Source organism: Embleya sp. NPDC056575, assembly GCF_042793325.1.
GTDB lineage: Bacteria > Actinomycetota > Actinomycetes > Streptomycetales > Streptomycetaceae > Embleya.
Genome location: NZ_JBHTVA010000003.1, coordinates 98,947 through 119,919 on the forward strand (window position 1 = coordinate 98,947; position 20,973 = coordinate 119,919).

20 protein-coding genes and 2 pseudogenes are annotated in these 20,973 nt (G+C 69.6%); 11 read left to right on the forward strand and 11 right to left on the reverse strand.

From position 1 onward, the window contains the following. Window positions 1–195: 195 nt before the first annotated feature. Complete coding sequence (locus tag ACFRCG_RS02945; protein WP_380028106.1) at window positions 196–876, reverse strand: hypothetical protein; 681 nt, start codon at window positions 874–876, stop codon at window positions 196–198. Between the two features lie 78 nt (window positions 877–954). Here ACFRCG_RS02945 and ACFRCG_RS02950 point away from each other — a divergent pair, with 78 nt between their 5' ends. Continuing rightward, window positions 955–1,194: a hypothetical protein gene (locus ACFRCG_RS02950; RefSeq protein WP_380028107.1), complete on the forward strand. Its 240-nt coding sequence runs from the start codon at window positions 955–957 to the stop codon at window positions 1,192–1,194. Between the two features lie 177 nt (window positions 1,195–1,371). Here the strand turns inward: ACFRCG_RS02950 and ACFRCG_RS02955 are convergent, their stop codons facing one another. The 3 genes from ACFRCG_RS02955 to ACFRCG_RS02965 form a co-directional block, all read right to left on the reverse strand. Continuing rightward, window positions 1,372–1,764: a hypothetical protein gene (locus tag ACFRCG_RS02955; RefSeq protein WP_380028109.1), complete on the reverse strand. Its 393-nt coding sequence runs from the start codon at window positions 1,762–1,764 to the stop codon at window positions 1,372–1,374. Between the two features lie 28 nt (window positions 1,765–1,792). Then, on the reverse strand, window positions 1,793–1,972 hold the full coding sequence (locus ACFRCG_RS02960) for a hypothetical protein (protein ID WP_380028111.1): 180 nt from the start codon (window positions 1,970–1,972) through the stop codon (window positions 1,793–1,795). A gap of 224 nt (window positions 1,973–2,196) precedes the next feature. Then, window positions 2,197–2,628 (reverse strand): DUF6228 family protein, encoded by a 432-nt coding sequence (locus ACFRCG_RS02965; RefSeq protein WP_380028114.1) that lies wholly within the window; start codon window positions 2,626–2,628, stop codon window positions 2,197–2,199. Between the two features lie 647 nt (window positions 2,629–3,275). On the opposite strand from ACFRCG_RS02965, the gene ACFRCG_RS02970 reads away from it, so the two are divergent. Continuing rightward, entirely contained in the window at window positions 3,276–4,481 is a 1,206-nt protein-coding gene (locus ACFRCG_RS02970; protein ID WP_380028117.1) for a polynucleotide kinase, read from the forward strand. 249 nt (window positions 4,482–4,730) lie between these two features. Here the strand turns inward: ACFRCG_RS02970 and ACFRCG_RS02975 are convergent. Together ACFRCG_RS02975 and ACFRCG_RS02980 are read right to left on the reverse strand one after the other, a co-directional pair. Beyond that, window positions 4,731–4,841, reverse strand: a pseudogene (locus tag ACFRCG_RS02975) (glycosyltransferase family 2 protein); the annotation flags it as partial. Between the two features lie 621 nt (window positions 4,842–5,462). Next, window positions 5,463–5,795 carry a helix-turn-helix domain-containing protein gene (locus tag ACFRCG_RS02980; RefSeq protein ID WP_380028119.1) on the reverse strand — a complete coding sequence of 111 codons (333 nt, stop codon included), beginning with the start codon at window positions 5,793–5,795 and terminating at the stop codon, window positions 5,463–5,465. Between the two features lie 320 nt (window positions 5,796–6,115). On the opposite strand from ACFRCG_RS02980, the gene ACFRCG_RS02985 reads away from it, so the two are divergent. Beyond that, window positions 6,116–6,241: a hypothetical protein gene (locus tag ACFRCG_RS02985; RefSeq protein ID WP_380028121.1), complete on the forward strand. Its 126-nt coding sequence runs from the start codon at window positions 6,116–6,118 to the stop codon at window positions 6,239–6,241. Window positions 6,242–6,403: 162 nt separating this feature from the next. On the opposite strand, the gene ACFRCG_RS02990 is transcribed toward ACFRCG_RS02985, so the two are convergent. The 3 genes from ACFRCG_RS02990 to ACFRCG_RS03000 all read right to left on the reverse strand — a co-directional run bounded on the left by ACFRCG_RS02990 (window position 6,404) and on the right by ACFRCG_RS03000 (window position 9,978). Beyond that, window positions 6,404–7,330, reverse strand: a complete 927-nt coding sequence (locus tag ACFRCG_RS02990) for a calcium-binding protein (RefSeq protein ID WP_380028123.1) — start codon at window positions 7,328–7,330, stop codon at window positions 6,404–6,406. Between the two features lie 1,528 nt (window positions 7,331–8,858). Further along, window positions 8,859–9,002 (reverse strand): hypothetical protein, encoded by a 144-nt coding sequence (locus ACFRCG_RS02995; RefSeq protein WP_380028125.1) that lies wholly within the window; start codon window positions 9,000–9,002, stop codon window positions 8,859–8,861. Window positions 9,003–9,291: 289 nt separating this feature from the next. Continuing rightward, entirely contained in the window at window positions 9,292–9,978 is a 687-nt protein-coding gene (locus ACFRCG_RS03000) for a TetR/AcrR family transcriptional regulator (RefSeq protein WP_380028127.1), read from the reverse strand. Between the two features lie 100 nt (window positions 9,979–10,078). Here ACFRCG_RS03000 and ACFRCG_RS03005 point away from each other — a divergent pair, with 100 nt between their 5' ends. After that, window positions 10,079–11,197, forward strand: coding sequence for an FAD-dependent oxidoreductase (locus ACFRCG_RS03005; RefSeq protein ID WP_380028129.1), 1,119 nt, complete (start codon window positions 10,079–10,081; stop codon window positions 11,195–11,197). A 306-nt stretch (window positions 11,198–11,503) separates the two neighbouring features. Here the strand turns inward: ACFRCG_RS03005 and ACFRCG_RS03010 are convergent. After that, a pseudogene (locus ACFRCG_RS03010) lies at window positions 11,504–11,725 on the reverse strand (transposase); the annotation flags it as partial. Between the two features lie 460 nt (window positions 11,726–12,185). Here ACFRCG_RS03010 and ACFRCG_RS03015 point away from each other — a divergent pair. From ACFRCG_RS03015 to ACFRCG_RS03045, 7 genes are all read left to right on the forward strand, one after another. Next, window positions 12,186–12,527: a cyclic-phosphate processing receiver domain-containing protein gene (locus ACFRCG_RS03015; protein WP_380028131.1), complete on the forward strand. Its 342-nt coding sequence runs from the start codon at window positions 12,186–12,188 to the stop codon at window positions 12,525–12,527. 196 nt (window positions 12,528–12,723) lie between these two features. Then, window positions 12,724–13,926, forward strand: a complete 1,203-nt coding sequence (locus ACFRCG_RS03020) for an FAD-dependent oxidoreductase (protein ID WP_380028133.1) — start codon at window positions 12,724–12,726, stop codon at window positions 13,924–13,926. 108 nt (window positions 13,927–14,034) lie between these two features. After that, window positions 14,035–15,432, forward strand: coding sequence for a rhodanese-like domain-containing protein (locus ACFRCG_RS03025; RefSeq protein ID WP_380028135.1), 1,398 nt, complete (start codon window positions 14,035–14,037; stop codon window positions 15,430–15,432). A gap of 154 nt (window positions 15,433–15,586) precedes the next feature. Beyond that, window positions 15,587–16,384 (forward strand): GntR family transcriptional regulator, encoded by a 798-nt coding sequence (locus tag ACFRCG_RS03030; RefSeq protein WP_380028137.1) that lies wholly within the window; start codon window positions 15,587–15,589, stop codon window positions 16,382–16,384. 391 nt (window positions 16,385–16,775) lie between these two features. Next, window positions 16,776–17,234, forward strand: coding sequence for a hypothetical protein (locus ACFRCG_RS03035; RefSeq protein ID WP_380028139.1), 459 nt, complete (start codon window positions 16,776–16,778; stop codon window positions 17,232–17,234). 936 nt (window positions 17,235–18,170) lie between these two features. Continuing rightward, on the forward strand, window positions 18,171–18,932 hold the full coding sequence (locus ACFRCG_RS03040; protein ID WP_380028142.1) for a hypothetical protein: 762 nt from the start codon (window positions 18,171–18,173) through the stop codon (window positions 18,930–18,932). A 2-nt stretch (window positions 18,933–18,934) separates the two neighbouring features. Further along, window positions 18,935–19,411: a hypothetical protein gene (locus tag ACFRCG_RS03045; RefSeq protein ID WP_380028144.1), complete on the forward strand. Its 477-nt coding sequence runs from the start codon at window positions 18,935–18,937 to the stop codon at window positions 19,409–19,411. A 362-nt stretch (window positions 19,412–19,773) separates the two neighbouring features. On the opposite strand, the gene ACFRCG_RS03050 is transcribed toward ACFRCG_RS03045, so the two are convergent. Further along, complete coding sequence (locus ACFRCG_RS03050; RefSeq protein WP_380028146.1) at window positions 19,774–20,508, reverse strand: hypothetical protein; 735 nt, start codon at window positions 20,506–20,508, stop codon at window positions 19,774–19,776. Window positions 20,509–20,973 lie beyond the last annotated feature (465 nt).

Here is a 20,973-nt window from a genome sequence, read left to right on the forward strand (position 1 = left end):
GCCCCGGGCGCCGGGACGTCGACATGCCGATCCTCCTCGACGGCCGCCGCTCCGATTCCCGAGCCCTTTGCCCGGGCACGGCGTCGGGTCGCGGCCGGGAGCACCACCGCGACAGACGAAAGTCCCCCACGGGAACCGCACGTTGCCGCCATCGCGGCGTTCGGGTGGGCAGGGCATCCCGGTTGCCGGCGGTGCCTACTCCGAGAGCGGTGAAGGTGGGGGAGCAGGTTTGCGACGACGTCCCTCGGGGGTGAACGTGAAGGTGTCCCGAAAGGGGCCGTCGCCATGGCGAACGGCCAGGAGCAGGGGCTCGGGGTCCGTGGGCGGCCAGGGTTGTTCCGCGTCGTCGTCGGTGCCGTTCCACAGGTGGAAGAACACCATCGGTTGTCCGGCGTCTTCGCTCAGGTAGCCGAGCGTCTTGCCGTACAAGGGGTTCGTCCCGCCGAACAGGATCGAAGGCGGCCCGAACCGGGCCAGGACGTCGCTCCACACGCGATCCCGCGCGGCCCACTCGCCCGCGCTCTCGCGCAGCGACGCGTATGCCGCCCCATCCAGTACACGGTCGGCGACGAGCCGGCCCTGTCGACGCGCGATCTCCGCGTACACCGAGGACATACCGTGGCCGTGATCGCGAGGCAGCAGAGCGTCCAGTACCCCCTGCACCCCCGTCGAGGCGAAAGCGCCGCGCTGTTGCAGGGCGTGCTGCTCCTCGTTCCACACCTGCGGGCGCTGCTCGACGAACAGCAGGTGGTCGAACAGCATCCGGATGGCGATCTTTCCGCCGAACATCCCGGGCCGCCGCAGGGCGAGGTTGAGCTGTTCGACGAGGTATGCGCGTACGGCGTCCGACGAGGCGAGGTCACGACCGGGGATCATGCCGCCAGTGTGCCGAAGGCGTCCGTTCGAGGTACAAGCTCACGACACGACCTTGCGTGTGAGCTGCCCTGCGGATCGGTGGAAGCGCTCGTCGCGCCAGATCCGGACGATGCCGATCGTCGAAGCGGGCATCGGGCCCGGGAGAACGCCTCCACCCGCCCGGTGCCGGCCAGGGCCTCTCGCCTGACGCGCCCGCAGATCATCGCCGCGCTCAAGCGAGCCGGCCGTAAGCGCGGCATCGAGGCTGAAGCCGAGCGGCTCCGCGAGGCCTTCCGCCAGGGCTGGACCCACCAGCCGCCCCTGGTCGAGGACGTGTAGGCAGATGCTCGCCGCCGCCCAGCGCAACCTCTTCAACCGGCTGCGCGCAACCTCTTCAACCGGCTGCTGGGCCGGCTCCATCACTGCCTCGAGAACCGGCGGCTATTCGACGAATTTGCCGCCTTCCCGCCTTCGGGCGAAGCCCTCGGTGCGGCGGTCGCATAGGCCGAGGACCGCTCAAGCCGGAGGTTTCACCCAGGAGGCCAGACGTTCCCCGACTGCCAGATTCTCGCGCCAGTAGCGGAAGACGGTTCCCCGGACGATGTCGAGCTGCCCAGCCGCGACCAGGCCGGAGGCCAGACTCGGCCCCCCAGCATCGGCCTCGAAGGCAATCAGCACGGGAGGTATCTCACCGACCTGCCGAGCAACGAGTCGGACCTCGTCAGGCGTCGGCGCACGAAACACCGGGTCCTGAAAGAAGGACGGGCACGTGACGAAGACCGGGTCGCTGAACACCACTTCCAGGCCGTGGGCATACGAGATGTCATGCCCGGTGCCCAGACGCAACCGCCCGGGGGTCCAGTCGACAATGTCCCAGTCCCACCATGAGCCTTCCGGAAGCTCGATCACGGCTCGTTGACCGCCCGGCATCGCGCGGTCAATCGGGAATCACCAAGCCCAGCTCACGCAGCCGCGGAAGGCAGGCCTCCAGGCACGCCTCCAGAGACACGGCGTCCATGCGAACCAGGAGATCATCCCGCAACGGAGCCCCGCTCGCGACGAACGTCCAAGGTTTCGTCGCATCGCGCATGCGCTCGGCATCGACCTTGAACAACACCGTCACACCTTGCCCTGCCAACGACTCCATGACCCGCGCTACGTCCATTGCATACCCACCCCTTGCCTGAAATCGAACAGCCGGAAAGCTACACCGGCCTCTCACGACCCCAGCTTGACCGCTTGGCACCGTGAGGTGTCTACCGCTACGCCCAGACCCGCGCCCGCGCGGAACAGCGGGCTGCCGGCTGAGAAAGCGATCGGGACGGGCCGACTGCCGACGACCTATTCCTCGCGCAGGAACTCCCTCAGGTCCGCCGCCAGGGCGGTCATCCCTTCGCCGGCCTCGATCACGGTCGTCACGGTGCAACTCCAGTCGCCGGGGAAGAATCCGGAACTCAGGGTCCAACCCAAATACACGTGACCACCCGAGCCGAACACAGCCTTCACGATCAGGTTGTTGTTGACCCAGACCCGCTCGCCCTCCCAACCCCGGAAGTCGCGCGCGAGGCCATCGAAGAACTTGCCCATGTCGTCCCAGACGGTCACGGTCACGGTCCCGAGCCGTGCGCGCACACCGTCATCGACGGCCTCGACGGCGAAGGCGACCTCGTACTCCGCCCGCGACCAATCGAACAACCGGACCGAGGCCGCCTGCGCTCCCGGCCCCTTGACGAGGAGCTCGACCTGCCCTGGAACCATCTCGATCAGACTCACCCGCCGAAGGGTACGGACGCCACCAAGTCGCTGTCACCACCATTCCCAGGCACGGGAGCCGCAGTTATTCCTCATCGACATCTCGGGTTCCATCAGCCACTTGGTGCTGCCAACTCTCACCTTCAACTGCTCTTCGTTCCGACCTATGCAGCCATTGTTGCGGCCTCCCGAGCACCCAGGGCACGGCGGCGGCCGATCGTGTCGGCAACGACAGCGTGTTGTGCGTGCACACCGACAAAGGCCGTGTCGCCCGTACCGACACTGTTCATTTCCCCACCGGCGAGGGCATCCCTGTCCACGTCACGGTGTGGCCGCTGCCGGGCTGAGGCATGGTGCCTCCGGAGGTCCTCGCCGTCGGGGAGGCTACGGGCACGGGGCGACAACCCGGTTTACGCACGCCACCACGTCACCGACCCGGGCGCAGGGTCGACGGGTCGAGGGCGGGCCCGGTTCGTGCCTTCCCGCCGTACGTGCGTGCGACTACCGGTTGGTGGTGTTCATCGGCGACACGGGCGCTGTCGGGGCCCAAGCCGGGGTTGTGTCGTCGGTTCGTCTCGGCGCGGTTCGGTGGGGCGTCCTGATCGTCGGATGTGCGGGCGGGAAAATCCGGCGAAGTCACGTGTGGGTTCCGGTTACGCTGCCACCGCATGAGTGAACCCGCCACCGTGAGTGCCCTGTTCCATCCCGACGACCTTGCCGGTGCGGTCGAGCGTGGTCTGGTGGCGCGTCGGCGGCATCCGCAACTGCCACTGTCGATCTACACCTACACCAGGACCTGCGTCTTCGAGCGCCGCTGGTCCCCGGTGACGCTGCACTGCCGCGGCCTGGTCGTGGAGGACGGGACCGACCTGATCGTCGGGCCCTGCCTACCCAAGTTCTTCGGTCTCGCGGAGCACGACCTCGGCGCCGCGTACGCCCCCGCGCTGCCGGACGGCGGATTCGAGGCGTTCGACAAGGAAGACGGCTCGCTGGGACAGGTGTTCCACTACGCCGGCCGTTGGCGAACCGCGTCCAAGGGCGCGTTCACCTCCCGACAGGCCGGATGGGCACAGGCGTGGCTGGACGAGCGCAACACCGACCGGCTCGACCCGGCACTCGGCTACGTCACCGAGATCATCCATCCCGACAACCGCATCGTGGTCGACAACGGCAGCGAGTACACCCTCGTTCTGCTCGCCGTACTCGCCGCCGACGGCTCCGAACAACCGCTCGCCGCGCACGCCGACACCTGGAACGCCCTCGGTGGCCGGGTGGTTCGCTCGACGCCGATCGACTCCCTGGACGAACTGGCCCGCGCCGCCGCCGAGAACCGCCTGCCGGACGGCACGGCGATCACCGGGACGGCGGCCGAGGGCTGGGTGCTGCGCCACGTCTCCGGCCGGCGGGTCAAGCTCAAGTTCGCCGACTACGTGCGGCTGCACCGGATCCTGACCGGGGTGACCGAGCGGGACATCTGGCGCTACCTCGGCATGCAGCGCTTCGCCGACCGCGACCCGCGCCACGTGGCGTACGCGCTCACCTGCGCGGAGGCGGAGGTCACCGCCCAGACCGCCCCCTTCGACGCACTCCTCGACCTGGTCCCGGACGAATTCGACGCCTGGGTACGGACGGTCGCGGACCGGCTGATGGGCGAGGCCGCCGCGATCGAGGCGGCCACTCGGGCGGCGTTCGCGGACGCGTCCCATCTCCTCGACGACCGCGCCGCCTCCGCCCGAGCGGCCTCCGCGCACACGGACGCGCGGATCGGGGCCGGGATGTTCCAACTCCGCGACGGGCGCCCCATCGACCTGCCGATCTGGCGGACCGTCAAGCCGGGCCCGACGCACGCATTCCGCCCCGACGACGAGACCTGACCCGACCCCACACCGCGCGCTCCGCCCCCCGGAGCGACGACCAGCCTTCGCGGAGTCCTTCGGCCCGCCCCTTGATGCCCGGGGGACGCGACGGCCTCGGGCGAGGGCGGGGAGAGTCCAGGTGCGCCGAGATAGGTGGGGACCAGTGGAGCGGGCAGGTTGCGGAGGGCGAGCCGGACGCGGTTGCGGGCGGTCATGCGGTGATAGCCGGCGTCTCGCTATCGGCGCGGAATCCGTCGTCGGGGTCGAGACGATCACATCGACGTCGGCCGCGGCACGCAGGTGCGCGATGGCGACGTCGCGTCCGCCGGACACGCCGAGGTTCTCCGGCAGTTCGATCCCGGTGACTCCGGGAGGCAACGTTCGTCAGCGCGTTCGTGCGTCGGTGTGCTCGGTATCGGTCGAACGTTCGGGCCATTCGTGACGTCGGGCGTTCCTTCCCGGCCATCCTGAGTCGAGGAACGGCGGGCGATCCACCCGATCGAAGCACCGCAGGAGGAAATCGGTGAATGTACCGGCCGTCTCGAACCATTCTCCCCGACGACGACGCGCCAGTCGTCGGGGTCCGGTTCGAGGACCAGGAAGAAGTACGAGTTGCCCTGTTCGTCGTGGCCCCATTCGAGGAGGCCGCCCCTCGTCGGATGGAAAGGCCAGGAAGAGGAATCGGGAAACGACGCTTCCCAGACGCCCTGGTGCCATAGTCGTTCGGCCTCCTCGTGGCTACCGTCGATCGGCCGGTCCAGCCACACGTAGCCGTCCACGGCACCGGGGCCGTAGAGATCCAGGAACGCCTTGTAGTCGGCCGCGTGCGAGTTGGAACCCGACCCGGTCGATCATCGCGTGCGCTATTGCGCGTTGTAGCGGCCGGCGTGATAGTCGCCCATGGCCACGGCCAGTGCGCCGCGCAATTGCGCGGTGGTGACAGCCGCCGGTGGCGTGTCCAAGCCGAGCATTGCATCCCTGACCCGTGCGACCAGGAGATCACCGCACGCGGGCGTCCCGGCGCCGGCGAGGGGCGCACAACGGTAGGGCCGGCCCCGGAAGCGATCCACCCGGGGCCGAACGCGATGCCGGTGACGCCGGCGCGGGCGCCAGCTCGAAGTCCTTGACCGACAACTCCAGCGCGTGGGCGAACCGCCGGATGACCGTGACGTCCGTCAACGGCGCGAGGCCGCGTTCGTACCGGGAGACCTGCGCGGCGGAGTAGCCGGCACGCCGACCGAGTTCGGCCGGCGTCCACGCCCGGGCCGGCCGAGCCTGCCGCACCCGCGCGCCCGACCCCGGTTGCTGCCGCTGTTGCCTGACGCCGGCCACGGACGACCTCCTCGCCTGCCGGTGCGGGAACTCCCAGTGATAGCACCCGCACATCCCCACGACGAACCGCCTTGCACAACACGCAAAGGGTTTGCGCCACGTGTTCCCGGCCGGGACGCGAAGACCTCGTCCGGGGCGTGATGGGACCACGCGGTACCGCACTTCCCGGGCCGCGCCCGGAGATGTTCGTCGACCGTGTCACCTTTGGTGACAGTGGTCGCGTTCCTCAACGGTTGTGACGCCGCCTCCGACACGGCCCTGCTGAACGGGTTCAGGGACTGACTCGCGTCCAGGCTGGGGGACGGCTGGAACCTGGTGTATTGGGTTTTGGCCGAGAAGCTGATCCGGGCGGTCACGGTCACGGCACCACCGGCTCCTTCATGGGGGAGATCATGACCCACCTGGAGAAGAACCTCACCGACGACGGGAGCGATCCCCGCCGCTGACCCCGGACGACGGGTACCGCCGGCGTCGATCCATTCCCGGGGGCAGTCGTCGAGGATCGTCCGCACGTGGTACCCGAGCACCGGGTCGGCGGCGCGCGCGGCGTGCGGATGTGCCGGGCGGACGGGTACGTGGTTCCGGCCGCCCGGCGGGTGTGCGTGGGTTCAGGGGAGTTCGCAGTCGACGCGGGTTCCGCCGCCGGCGCCGACGTCGCATCGATCGATGCCCAATCCGCCGTTGAGCGTGTCCAAGCCGCCATCGCCGTAGAGGTCGTCGTTGCCCGATCCGCCGATCAGGGTGTCGTTGCCCTCGCCGCCCAGGATCCGGTCATTGCCCGCGCCGCCGTCCAGGTTGTTGGCGATGGCGGAACCGACGAAGGCGTCGCCGTAGGGACCGCCTTCCAGGTCCTCGACGTCGGAGCGGATGTCGATGGTCTGATATCCCTCCTGCCCGTCGTTGCGTACGTCGTCCAGCGTGACCGATACCGGACCGGTCGCGGCGGCGAAGTTGACCACGTCCTTGCCGGGGCCGCCCGAGATGTTGCGCGCGGTGCCGGTGGCGGTATAGCTGATGATGATCCGGTCGTTCCCCAGCCCGGCCTGCACGTTCGCACTGTCCATGACACGAATGGTGTCGTTTCCGGCGTCTCCGAGGGCCGTGCAGCCGGATACCCGGATCGTGTCGTCACCCGCGGCGCCGTTCGCCTTGCACACGTCCGTGGACCAGGTCCGAAACTGGATGTCCAGCGAGTCGTTCTTGTCGCCGGCATCGATCTCCAGGCTCGTCCAGTCGGTCTCCATGTGGCATCTCACCTTGTGATCGCTGTACTTCGTGCAACCGTCGCCGACCACCATCGAGGTGGCCAGCTCCTCCACCACCAGGAACTCGTCCGGTTCCCCGGAGGTGCGGATGTCGTTCACCGCGCCCGGCGATGCGATCACGTGCACCACGTCGTTCTCCTGGTACACCAGCGTGGGGCCCGCCAGCGCGGCCGCGGGTGCCGCCGCGGCGACGATGGTGGTGCCGGCAGTGCCGCCCGCCACCACGAGCAACACGGCCGTGAGCTGTGCGAACCAACGTTTCACCGACATGCGCGTCCCTCTCCTTCGGGTCGTGACGACACGCACGCGCCCGACCGAGACACGGGCGCGCCGCCGCTCACCGCCGCGCGCCCCCATTGCCGAACGACGTCGTGGTCGACGTGCGATCGGAGAACAGGCGAAAAGGGAACGCGAGGGAACGCGAGGGAACGCGGCGGAGCGGGCGGAGCGCCCGCCGGCACCAAGCGTCCTCCCCCGACCGGGCCCACGACAGGACGCGTTCCGGCCGAACCACGCCCACCGTCGACCGGGCCCGACTTGCCCGAAGCGCCGCGACACCCGCCGTACAAAACGCCCTTACCGACCCGCCGGCGCCCCCGCGCATCCCGTCGACCCGAGCCGGCCACGAACCGTTTCCGTCCCGGGATCCATCCGTACATCCACCCGACACCACGGAGCCACCGACAACGCCGGCCCAAAGCACCCCGTCAGCGTTTTCCCGGCCCAGCAGGCACACGGGCAAGGGCTCGACGATCGCACGCTCGCTCCGCGGTTGGCTCGGCTTCGACCGCAGAACACCACCGGTGAGGCCAGAATCCTGCACCAGAGCACCGATCCGTTCTGGGGATCGCCGCGAGGGCTCCGACCACTGGATGGGTCGCCTGCTCGAAGTGGACGCTCGTGCCCGCCGAGTTGTCCGCGGCCCGAAACGAGGCCACCGCACGGTTCGAAGCCGGGTGACGTCGACCTCCGATACGGGCTCCAATCGCACACACGCCGCGTCTTGGAGATCGACACGTTGAATCCGGCAGGGAAACGGCGCGAGTTGGCCCACGGCCATCCGATACGCGGCCGACTCCGACGCGAGTGTGAAGCCTTCGGGCTTCGGCGCCCCATCTGAACGCCCCTTCCTTCGCCCCCTGGCGACTGCGCACCGTCGGCTGCACCGATCCGGACACCTCCGCCTTCGCATCGATGCGTTCCAGGGACCCGGCAGGCTCGTCCGCGTGGGCAAGCCCACCGCCGCCTGCGGTCTCGACCTGCACCAGAGTGCCCTGCACGTCGTGACCGGAGCCGGCCGGAGCGCGTCTGTGAGTTGACCCTCTTCCGCCACCGTCACCGCGCGTTCCCAATTTTTTGGCAGCAAGGGACGATGCCCACCTTGAGGGAAGGCCGAACAGGATCCGGGCGACGCACAGTTCCTCGCCGCTCGCCGCGTCGGCGGTTTCGACCGGGGGCGACGGAGGTCGCACCTCGACGTCCGTGCCCACGACCGCGCGCAGACCGCGCCGGAGTGCCCAAACGACGACCGCGGATGGCGTCCGGAACAGCGTCGCTCGGGCCGGCGACGACTCGCCGCGACAGCGGCTCGCCCTCGCGCACGAGCGAATCCGCCGACTGCGCGAGAGAGAACCGACGGCTCCGCGATGCCCTCGCACACGCCCACGGCCGGCTCCGTGCAGCCTCCACACCGAGGAGAGATCAGCGGGGCCATCCTCGACCCCGCCGCTGTCGCCCAACGCACCGGATCGCCGCCGTCGAACGAGATACGGACGTCGCCTGACCACCGAGCCGACCCTCACAGGTCCGCCCAGATGTGCCCCTCGACATGGTTGGAGAACTCCCGGAAGAAGCCATCGGCCAGGCCGCCGATGCGTTCGATGCACGCCTCGTAGTAGCCGCGATCATGACAGTCCGGCCTGCGCCGCCCACGCCCAGGCAACCGAGATGAGTACGTGCGCCCGGGGCTGTCCACGACACGAAGCCGCTGGTTATGGACCGAGATCAGCAGGCAGAGTCGAGATAAGTGCCAGGCGCCGAGCAGGCGCGATTCGCGATCTGCCCGCCCGATCTGCCCGCACGACCGGCAGAGACGCCGCATCGCCGAACTCGTCTCCGCCGGAGCGCGGATCGCGGATCGCGGAACCGGAACCGAGCCTGGCCCAAGGCGGCGCGCGTGGTCGCCGCGGCTCGCGACGATGTCGACACGGGGCCGGCGCCGGTGCGGATGATCAGCGCAGGGCTGCGATGCCGGCCAGGAAGATGTCGACGCCGGCGAGGAACTGCTCGCGGTCGTCGTGATCGCGCAGTTGCGACACCGCCGCATGCACGAACGGGTACTTGCCGGGGTTCACTTCCGCCCATTGTGTGGCGGCGGCGCCGAGGAAGGCCGCTCGGTCCATGCCGCTGGCGGCGAGGTGTCGTGCGGTCGCGGCGTTCTGTACGGCATCACCGAGGACGTAGCTCATGAACGTGCCGGCCGCGTCGAAGCGTGCCCGCTCGGGGACGTCGAGGGCGTCCAGCAGTCCGGCGATGCTCTCGTAGAAGTCCAGCAGCACGGGCCGCCATGGCTGCCGGGAGAGTTCTGCCGCGACCCAGGGGTGCGCGTCGATCGCGTCGAAGAGTCCCAGGGCGAGGTGCCGCAGGTTTTCGCGTGGATCCGTATCGATGACCGCACCGGTCAGCACGCGGGCGAAGATCTCGTCGGTTGCGGTCGCGAGCAGATCGCCCTTGTCCGCGACGTGGTGGTAGATCGCCCCGTAGCCGGTGTTCAGGCGAATGGTGAGCGCGCGCAGAGTCAGTGCGCCCTCACCGCCGCCGTCCAGGAGCTCGATCGCACTCTGGATGATCACTTCCCTGGACAGGCCGTCCTTGCGCCGGGGAGCCCGCGCCGATCCGTTCGCGGATGTCTTCGCCATGCCCTCAGTATCGCACGAATGGATTGTCGCTCCAACGTCGTGTTAACGTTTTTGGAGTGGCAATCCAATGGGGATCGTCCACTGGATCAGGAGGATCACCATGACGACGCCGGTCACGATCATCGGAGCAGGTCTGGGCGGCCTGGTGCTGGCCCGCGTGCTGCACCTGCACGGCATCGCGTCCGAGGTCTACGAGGCGGAATCGTCTCCGTCGGCGCGCATGCAGGGCGGGCTGCTCGACATACGCGACCACAACGGTCAACCGGCACTGGAGGTGGCCGGCCTGACCGAGGAGTTCCGCAAGCTCATCCTGGAGGGGCGTAAGGCGATGCGGCTCCTGGATCGGAACGGGGACGTTCTGCTCGACGTGCCCGACGACGGCACGGGCGGCAACCCCGAGGTGCAGCGCGGGGAACTGCGGCGGATGCTGCTCGACTCGCTCCCGGTCGGCACGGTCCGGTGGGGTCACAAGGTCAACGGCGTCCGCTCCCTCGGCGCCGGCCGCCACGAAGTGGCCTTCGCCAATGGCGCTACCCTCGTCACGAGCCTGCTGGTCGGCGCGGACGGTGCCTGGTCCCGGGTCCGGCCGCTGCTGTCCGGCGCGATACCCGAGTACACCGGTGTCTCGTTCATCGACACCCATCTGTTCGACGGCGACAACCGCCACCCGACCAGCGCGAAGACCGTCGGTGGCGGAGCGATGATGGTGCTCGAACCGGGCAAGGGGATCGTGGCCCACCGGGAGCGCGGCGGGAACCTGCACACCTGGGTCATGCTCGACAGGCCGCAGAACTGGTTCGCCGATATCGATTTCACCGATCCCGGCGCGGCCACCGCACGAATCGCGCGGGAATTCGACGGCTGGGCACCGGAACTCACCGCTCTGGTCACCGATGGCGAGACCCCGCCCGTCCTGCGCCACATCCACACCCTGCCCGCCGAACACCGGTGGCACAGGACGGCCGGGGTGACCCTGCTCGGCGACGCCGCACACCTGACGGCCCCCAACGGTGAAGGCGCCAACCTGGCCCTGTACGACGGCGCCGAACTCGGCAAGGCCATCGCCGCGCACTCCCACGACATCGAGAGCGGGCTGGCCGCGTACGAGCAGGCGATGTTCGTACGAACCGAAGCAGCCAACGCCGAGGCGCCCGAGCTGCGCGACATGCTGGGCGACGGCACACCCCACAACCTGATCAACGCCTTCACCGGGAGCTGACCGCCGCAGGTCGCGGGTAGGGGGGCGGGAGATGTCACCGCCGGCGACGAGCAGCTGAAACCCGGGCGATCCACGACTGAGGGGCGTGTGCCGCGTGCGGGAGAATCGACGGATCGGTTCCCCACACGCGTGGCGCGGTCGTCCCGGCGGTCGTGAACACCCACCAGCCGTACGGGGTGATGGTGCGTCTGCCCAACGGCGGCCGTCGGGAAGGCCATCGGCCGGCTCCGGCGCGAACGCGGACGCGGACGCGGACGCGGACGGCTGACTGTCCGCGCGATCGCGGAACGGGTCGGTGTCTCGGGCCTTTTTCCGCGCCCCGGCCGCGTGTCGGTGCGCACGCACGACCGTCGAGTCCACCGACACCCACCAGTCGACCCGACCGACCGCGTCGTCCCGCACCCGCACGTGCTCCAACAAGGCGGCCCACGTCCCGTCCGCCTCCCACCGCACGAACCGCTCGTACACCGTCTGCCAGGGCCCGTACCGCACCGGAACATCCCGCCACGGGGCACCGGTGCGCAACCGGTCAGTCTCGGCTACGAGTTGTACGTAGGCCCTGCCGTCACTTTCAACGGCGAGCGCGGCATCGTTGTTGCCTAGGCACTGCTGTGGCCAACACGGGCAACAGGCCGCGACAGAGCCCCGCGGTAATCGCGACTGCGAAACGGAAGTGCCCGCACGGTTCTGGCAGGGCGGATCCCCGGAACCCATCCGAGCGGAGACGATCATTGGTCGACGGTTCGGCAAAACCGCACGGCTCGATCACCCCGCCGACGATGTGCACCGAGCCACCGGTCCGACCCGCGACGACTCGGCGCTGATCTCCCCGTCGACCGTGACCTCGTGCAGGTGGTGACCGCCGGCACTCGTGGGTGTGGTCGCTTGGGTGTGGTCGCCGATACCTCGCATGTCGCGCCTGCGCGAGATCCCGGCGGCTGCCTCGGAGCGGTGCCCGCCGTGGTCGCTCCGATGGGAACATGATCGGATGAACGAAGTCCCGCCCGTGGTGCCGACGCTCATCATTCTCGGTATCGACGACCTGCGGCCGTTGCCCTGGGCCACGCGGATCGCCCGGACCAGCGCCGACGGAATCCGGCTCCTGCACGAGCACCGTGACCGCTACGTGGAAGAACTCTGGCTCGACCACGATCTCGGCGGCGACGACAGCATCCTGCCCGTGCTGACCGTCCTGGAGGAAGCCGCCTTCGACGGACGGCCCTTCCGGATCGGAACGATCTTCGTCCACAGTGCCAACCCCACCGGCGCCGAGGCGGTCGTCCGCTCGCTCACCCGCTGGAACTACCGGGTCCGCCGGGCAACGGTCTGAGCCTCCGCGCCGCGGAGCCGGGCCCCGAAGCCCTCGATGGCACGCAACGCCCGCATGCCAGGCCCGCGTTGCGTCCCCGAGTAAGCGCCGATCAAATGTCCGGACATCTGAAGGATTTCTCCGAGGTCTCTTGTCCACGAAGGACGACATGCCTAATTTTGTATGTCCGTACATTACGCGTGGCGGGAGGCGTACTGTGACCACACGGCACCAGCACCGCATCGTCATCCTGGGAGGCGGCAGCGCCGGCATCTCGGTGGCCGCGCGTCTGATCCGCGCCGGTGTGCCCGACATCGCCGTCGTCGATCCGGCGTCGTACCACTACTACCAGCCGCTGTGGACGCTCGTCGGCGGTGGGTGCGCACCGATCGGGGAGAGCAGACGGCCTCAGCGGTCCGTGATGCCGACGGGTGTGCGGTGGATCCGCCACAGTGCGGTTGCCGTCGAGCCGGACGCCCGAGAGGTGACGCTCGACGACGGGTCGATCGTCGGATACGAGTACCTGGTCGTGTGCACCGGCATCCAACTCGACTGGCAGCGGATCCCGGGGTTGGAAGAAACTCTCGGCCGGAACGGGGTCTCGAGCAACTACCTGGCCGAACTCGCCCCACTGACATGGAAGTTCATCCGCGCGACCAAGTCCGGTTCGGCGGTTTTCGCCATGCCTTCCGGCCCGATCAAGTGTGCGGGAGCCCCGCAGAAGATCGCGTACCTCGCCGCCGATTACTGGCGCGCGCAAGGCCGCCTCCGTGACATCGACGTGCACCTCGTGATCCCCTCGCCGACCATGTTCGGCATCCCGGAGTTCTCCCGCGTTCTCGACGACGTCGTCGCCCGGTACGGGATCAACGTGCACTTCGGCAGTGAGGTCACCCGGGTCCGCTCCGACCGGAAGTGCGTCGTGATTCGGGACAATGCCACCGGGGTCGAGAGCGAACTCCCCTACGACATGGCGCATGTGGTGCCTCCGCAGAGCGCACCCGATTGGCTCAAGAAGAGCGCCTTGGCTGATCCCGAAGACCCCGCAGGCTACGTCGGGATCGACAAGCACACCATGCGGCACACGCGCTACCCCAACGTCTTCGCGCTCGGTGATGTGGGTTCCTCCCCGAATTCCAAGACCGGTGCGGCCGTGCGCAAACAGGCACCGGTCGTCGTGCGCAACCTCGTCGCCACCATGAACGCGGCGCCCGTGCAAGCGCGTTACGAGGGTTACGCCTCGTGCCCGCTGACCACGACCCGGGGCAAGGTGCTGCTGGCGGAATTCGACTACTCGATGAAGCCGACGCCGTCGATCCCCCTCATCGATACGATCTGCGAGCGCACGGACATGTGGCACCTGAAGCGTCGCGGGCTGCCCTTCCTGTACTGGAACCTGATGCTCCGCGGCCGGGCCTGAGCCCCCGCCTCGGGGAGCACCGCCTCCCTCCGCCATCCGCCCTCGGCGCGTCGCCGCCCGGAGGCGGCCGGCCCCACCCGTCTCCCGACACTGCCAAGGGGCGCTTCGATGCGACGGATCGACCGGATGTTCTTCAAGCAGTACTACCTGGATTGCCTGTCCCATGCCTCGTACCTCATCGGGGATCGGGGCACGGGTCGCGCGGTCGTCGTGGACCCGCGACGGGACGTGGCGGAATATCTCGCCGACGCGGAGCGCAACGGCCTGACCATCGAGCGCGTGATCGAGACGCACGTGCACGCCGACTTCCTCTCCGGTCACCTGGAACTCGCCGCGCGCACGGGCGCGCGCATCTCGTACGGGTCACCTGTCTCGGTCGAGTTCGAGGTGGACTCCCTGGATGACGGGCGAAGGATCTCCCTCGGCGACGTCGAGTTGGAGGTGCTGCACACCCCCGGCCATACCCCCGAGTCGATCTGCGTCGTCGTTCGCGCCGCCGCCGGCGACTCGGTGCCCTTCGGCGTACTCACCGGGGATACGCTGTTCATCGGAGACGTCGGGCGTCCCGATCTGCTCGGCGCGCACGGGTGGTCGGCGACCGACCTGGCCCGCGCGCTGTTCCGATCGACCCGCAGGCTCCTGGCTCTTCCGGACCCGACGCGGGTGTATCCGGCGCACGGCGCCGGGTCGGCGTGCGGCAAGAACCTTTCCTCGAAGACCAGTTGCACCATCGGCGAACAGCGGGGCTCGAACTACGCGCTCGCCCCCCTCACCGAGGACGAGTTCGTGCGCGCGGTCTGCGCGGGGCAATCCGCCGCGCCGATCTACTTCGCGAAGGTCTCGGCACGCAACCGCGAACACCGGCCGCTCCTCGACGAGACGGAGCCCGTACCGCGACTGGCCACCGCGGATTTCCTGAGCGCCCGCGCCGCCGGATGCGTCGTGCTGGACACCCGCGACCCGGACGACTTCGCCGACGCCCATGTCGTCGGGTCCCTGAACGTGGCCCTTTCCGGCAGGTTCGCCGGCCTCGTGGGACAGATACTCGACGCCGATGTCCCCCTGTTGCTCGTCACAGCCCCGGGTACGGAGATCGAAGCGCGCAACAGGCTCGCCCGCATCGGCTTCGACAACGTGGTAGCCGGCCTGGCGGCGAGTGCGACCGAGATGCCGGAGCGGGAACTGGCCGGGGCACCCAGACTCACTCCCGAAGAGATCGCGGCGCTCGGACCAAAAACCCGGCTCGTCGATGTCCGTGACCTCGGCGAGATCCGGGAACACGGCACGATCGCGGGATCCAAGCACATCGCTCTGCAGCAACTTCTCGCCCGAATCGAGGAGTTGAGCCCGACCCAGGACACGGTTGTCTTCTGCGCCGGCGGGACTCGCTCCTCGGTGGCGGCCTCGACGCTCCGGGCGCGCGGGTTCACGAGGGTCTCGGACCTGCGGGGCGGCTTCGCCGCGTGGCAGGCCCGGTACCCATCCGACCGTCCGGGGCCCTCGTAACGGCACGAGCACTCGCACCAGGGAGCGCACGACGCGATCCTCATCGAGCCGAAAGCCGGCAAAGCACCGCGTCGTTCGCGGCTTGCCCGCCCCGCGCCGGCGACCGTACATTCATGCCGACCGAAACCCGGTTCGTGCACATGGGGGACAGCAAGTGACAGTGCAGGGCGCCGGGCCCACACCGCTCGACCGCACCAGCCACATTCCGCTGTGGGCTCAGCTGCGGGAGGACCTACACCGCCGGCTCGCGGCGAACGAGTTCGACGACGCGTTTCCCGGCGAACACGCCTTGGTCGCCGAGTACGACGTCAGCCGGCACACAGTCCGCGAGGCGCTGCGCAGGCTCCGTAGCGAGGGACACGTCATCGCCGGACGCGGCAGGGTTTCCAGACCCGCGACCCCCATCGAACAGCCCGTCGGACGGGCCTACAGCCTCTTCGACGCCGTCGAGCGGATCGGCTCGGTGCAACGCAGTACGGTACGCGTCCTGGACCGGCGAGCCGACGGCGTCGCGGCCGCCCGGCTCGGGCTGGAGGAGTCCACGCCGCTCGTCCACGTGGAACGACTGCGCCTGGCCGACGAGGAACCGCTCGCGGTCGACCGGGCATGGCTGCCTGCGGACCTGGCATCCCCGCTGTTGCAGGCCGACTTCACGCACACGGGCCTCTACGCCGAACTCGCGCGACACTGCGGCATCCGCGTCCTGAGCGGGTGGGAGCGCATTCGGGCCCTGGTACCCAATCCCGCCGAACGCCGGTTGCTCGCGTGTCCGAAGGACACGGCCGTGTTCGCGATCGACCGCGCGGGGTGTTGGCAGGACCGGGTCGTGGAGTGGCGCCAAACCCTGGTTCGCGCGGACCGCTTCTCCATCACCGCCGACTTCTCGGACCGGGACGGCTACCGCCTCGGAGGCGAGCGACGCCACGGCGGGGCCCGGCACCGGCTCGATTGATCCGCGCCGGGAACGGTCCCGCGGTCGAGGTACGGCGTCACCGCCGTCGGGGATGTGCCGGCCCTGCGGCGGCATGGTGCGGCCGATCCGGCGGTGACGCACGGGGCCCCACCTCGTCCGGGCCGATGACCGTGTGCCGATCGGAAAGCCGGCACAGTCGAGCAGCCATGCGGGTCCCCACCCCGAACCGGGATCCGCAGGGCACTTCGCCGTCCCGTTCGTCGCCATCCCGTTCGCGCGGCGGAACCGCAGTTCACCGTCGGTGCGGCCATCCCACGACCGGTGTGGGACGGGATCGTCCTTGTGGGGCTGTGGCCCGCACGCCCAGGCTGACGTCGAAGGCCTCGTATCGACAAGGGGGAGTCTCGTGACCTACCGAGGATCGACGATCATGACACGCGCGGTGCGTTCACTCGCGGCAGCCGGCGTACTGAGCGCGGCGGCACTCGTCACCGTCCCGCCGCCCGCGTACGCCGGAGGTTGCACGGGGGTGTGCTCGGAGACGGTGAATGATTCCAACTCTGTTGTGACCGTGGGTCGCAACTACTGCCAAACGGGTATAACGGGATCCCGTACCACCACGAAGCCCACCTGTTCCTCTGACGGCGTCAAGCAGCAGTGGAAGGGCATCGGCCCGGGTGAACAGTCGCCCGACGGCCAGGATTGGGACACGTTCCGGGTGGACGCCAACTGGTGCTACGAAGTCTATTTCGAGGGCTATTTCCCGTGGAACAGCAGCTGGACCGCGTACTACAAGGCGAGTTCCGGCGAACCGACCTATGTCAAGGTCGGCAACGATCACACGGCCTATATCAAGCGGCAGACATACCGCTCGTGCCCCGCGACCTAGAAGACTCATGAAGCTATTGCGTTCTGGTTCCGCCGTGTCAGCGGCGGGACCAGACTCGTTCTCATGGTGCAGGGGGGAATGGTCGGGTGGGTTGATCGGGCCGGACGTGTGGTCGTCGTCGCGGTTGCCCGATCGTTTGAGTACGTGACCGTGCCCGGTTGGGTGCGTCATCCCTGGGGCCGTGCCGTGGTGTGCTCGACCGAGAGGGTGGGTGCATGACGACGAGGGCAGCGGGGCGGCGGGATTCGGGCGGCGGAACGCGGGCGGGTGGCCGTGGTCGCGGTTCGTTGGTGGAGTCGCCCCTGGTGGTGTTGTGGGCGGTGACCGGGGTGTTGATGGTGGTGTGGTGCCGTTCGGGGTGATGATGAGCGACCCGTGTGAGTCCGCCACGGACGGTGTGATCTGCACGACCGAGGGCCAGGCGTTGTGTTGGCGGATCCCGTGGATCGACGGACCACTCCTAGGTGCCTTCGGGACGGCCGCGGTCCTGGCCGGGACGCGGACCGTGCGGTGCGGTGCGGCGCGGTGCTCGCGTGGGCGGTCGCTCTGATCGTGATGGCGGTATGTATCGGGGATCGCCGATTCCCACCACCCGCGGTAGCCGACACCCACCGACACGGCGGAACGACGCGCCCGGCATGTAGGACCGCGCCGACGTAGCCGAGGAGTACGACACGCCGGCCGCGCACGACGGGCGATCGGGGCTCGACGCCCGGTCGGGGCGCACCCGTCGGCTCCGGGCGCGACCGGCCCGGTACGGCGGGCCGTGGTCGTCGACCGTGCCGCTGGGTCTGGCGATTTTCGTGTGGGGGTTCTTCGGGCTGTTGCTCGCGCTGTTGGGGCCCGTGTTCAGGCCGGTGGTGTTGCGGGTGAACGCGGACGGTGTTGCCCTGCACCGGGTGCGCCGCCGATCCGAGGCTGACCGTGGCGGCTCGGATGAGGGCGGCACAGGGTCTCGCGTTCCTCGGTGACCGGCGAGGCATCGAGATGCTCGCCCACCTGGCGTGGGCTCCGGACACCCCCGGCGCGGACACCTTCTGGGCGGCCTGCGAGCTGTTGTCCCTCGGCGACGAAAGCGGACCGGATCTGGTGGACCACCTCGCGCGCACCACGTCGTGCGACACCGACACCCGGATGCGGGCCGCCCTCGAACCGGCGGTCAGGGGCGAAGGCCGAGGACTCGACCTGCTCGCCGCCATGACGGCGGAGATCGCCTTGGCGCCGGACGACAGGATACGTGTGTCGCGAGAACTCACCCGGCTCAACGACCTTCGCGGACTGGATGTGCTCGCGTGGTGGGCGGTCGGAAGCGGTCCTTCGGAGCACAGGCTGTACCTGGCCCGCGAACTGACCCTGTCCGGAGACCGGCGAGCAGCCGACGCGTTGGCCCGTCTGGCGGCCGGCCCCACCGCTCGGGAGAACGACCGTCTCGAAGCCGCGAAGGACCTGGCCGCCTTCGACCGGGGCCGGTGCCCTCGAACTACTGCGATTCCTCCAGGTGGACGTCACCTTGTCGCACCGCCTGCGCAAGAGGATCCCGGAGATCATCGAAATCATCACGTACTTCCACGGCAAGTCGAACCGGGACAACATCGCGCCGCCCGGGTGAACGGGCGGGTGGGGACGGCAGGGTGGGTGCGTTGTCTCAACCGGGTTGTGCGGATGTGGTGTTCCGACCTGGGGTGCGGCACCGATTGAGAATGTGCGCGGCCGGCGCGGTGTTGGTGGTCCCGCTCAAGGGCACCCTCGCGGGCGGATCGATCGCCTGGCTGAAGAGACTCCCCGACGGCACCGCCGCGGGCCGCCTCATGCACACCCCCGCCGCCTTCATGCCACTCCTGCCCGACACCGACACCGACACCGATGTCGACGAAGGGGGTCCCCGGCCCGCCCACCCGGACTCCGGCCACACCACGAACCGCACCCGCAGCTCGGCGTTGACGCCAAGGGCCCTGGACGACTGGACGTTCTCCTTCTTCGCCCAACTCCACCTCGAACCCCACACCACCCGTACCTTCACCCTCACCGACGGCCGCCACACCACCACCCTGCGCACCCCCCCGACGGCCGCGCGACCACCGTCACCGAGACCGGAGCCGAGGTCGCCCGGGTCGGCGGGCGCGACCCGTGGGCACCGGTCGAGCGTGCGCACCGCCTGTGGCTGGACCTGGACCTGAACCGGCCGCGCCGCGAGTGGTTCACTCTCGAGGCGGGCCCGACCGGCCAACACGTCCGCCTCGCCGCACCGGACGGGCGTGCGTACGCCTGGACGCTGTGAACACACCCCGGTAGCGGCGCGGCGCCGTCCGTGTCGTTCCCGACCGCACATCGTTTCCGACGGCCGCCTCGGCGGGTGTGGCGGTTGCTTCGGTGCTTCCCGGTGGCGTGGGAAGGCCGGGCTTCGGTGCGGTGCCGCGCGGGCCGGTGCCGCCCGGGACGTGGTGGCTGTCGATGTGCCCCAGGAACGGCCGTTGCGGGGACGGCCCCGCGCCTCGGCTCTCCGGCGGGCCGGGTGGGTCGATGTGATGTGTCGGGGTGGTCAGCCGCGGGTGGTGGGTGGGGTGAGGTCTACGGGGGCGTCGAGTTCGGTGAGATCCCACACGATGGTGCCGTTGCCCGAGGCGACCATGAGGCGGCGCAGAAGCGGGTGTTCGCCGGGGGTGAGGTAGGCGCGGCTGCCGTCCGGGTCAATCAGGCCGACGCAGGTGGTGCCGTCGATGGCGAGCGGCGCGATCGGAGTGAGGGCCTCGGGCCGGGCGGCGAGCTCGTACAGGTCGCCGAGCAGGACGGACGTGTCGCGGTACAGCAGAGCGGTTGCGGGGGTGGAGTCCTCGCGCACGACGTCGTGTTCCCAGATTCCGGCGGCGGTGCGGCGGTGGACGTCGCCGCCGACGTAGAGCGTGTCCTCGGTGACGGTGTCCCCGTCGGTCTTGACGATGTGCGCTCCGGTGCCGCGCACGACGCGGTTGTCCTCGACGTGGGTGGGCGCGCCCGCCTCGCGGATGGTGACGACCAACCGGAACGAGCGTGCGGACCGCACGGTGTCGAGTGCCTTGCGCACGCTCGCGCCGGGAGCGTCGTCCGCTCGCTGTGTCGGCCCGCCCGGCACGGTCGCGGTCGGCCCCGTCGGAGCGCTCGGGACGGGCGAGGTCGTGGCGGGCGTGGTGGCCGCGGGCGGACCGGTCCGGGGGGAGGCGTGGTTCGACGCGGTTGAGGAACAGCCGACGAGACACGCGGCGGCGAGCAACGCGACGGGCAGGCGGGTGGTGTGCATGGATGCTCCCGGAACGGCGCCGGGCGCCGGGCGGTTCGGCGGGGGGACGTTCCCCCGGGGGCTGTCCGCACGCGGGCGTGCGGTGCGGACGAGCGGTGCTCACCCGAGACTACGACCGGACCGAACCGGCCCCACCGGTGGGGCCTCGCACCCACGCCCGCCCGGCCCGGGCAGGAGGGGTGTCTCGGTGGCAACGGACGACAGGGACGGATTCGACGCCGATTCGGAGGTCATCGGTGCGCCGGATCGGAGCCGTCGGGACAGCGAGTCTGCGGCATCGCACCGGCGTCCGCGGGAGCCTGTAGGTCAGCCCGCCCACCACGGCTCGGCCGTTCTCCTCGGCCGCCTCGGTGACCACGGCGAGCGGGGCCGGGCGGATGTGGAACTCGTCGGAGTCGGCGGGCAGGTGCCGGCCGGGGCCGGCCTGATGACGCAGCGCGTCGCGCAGTTCGGAGGTCACCCGAG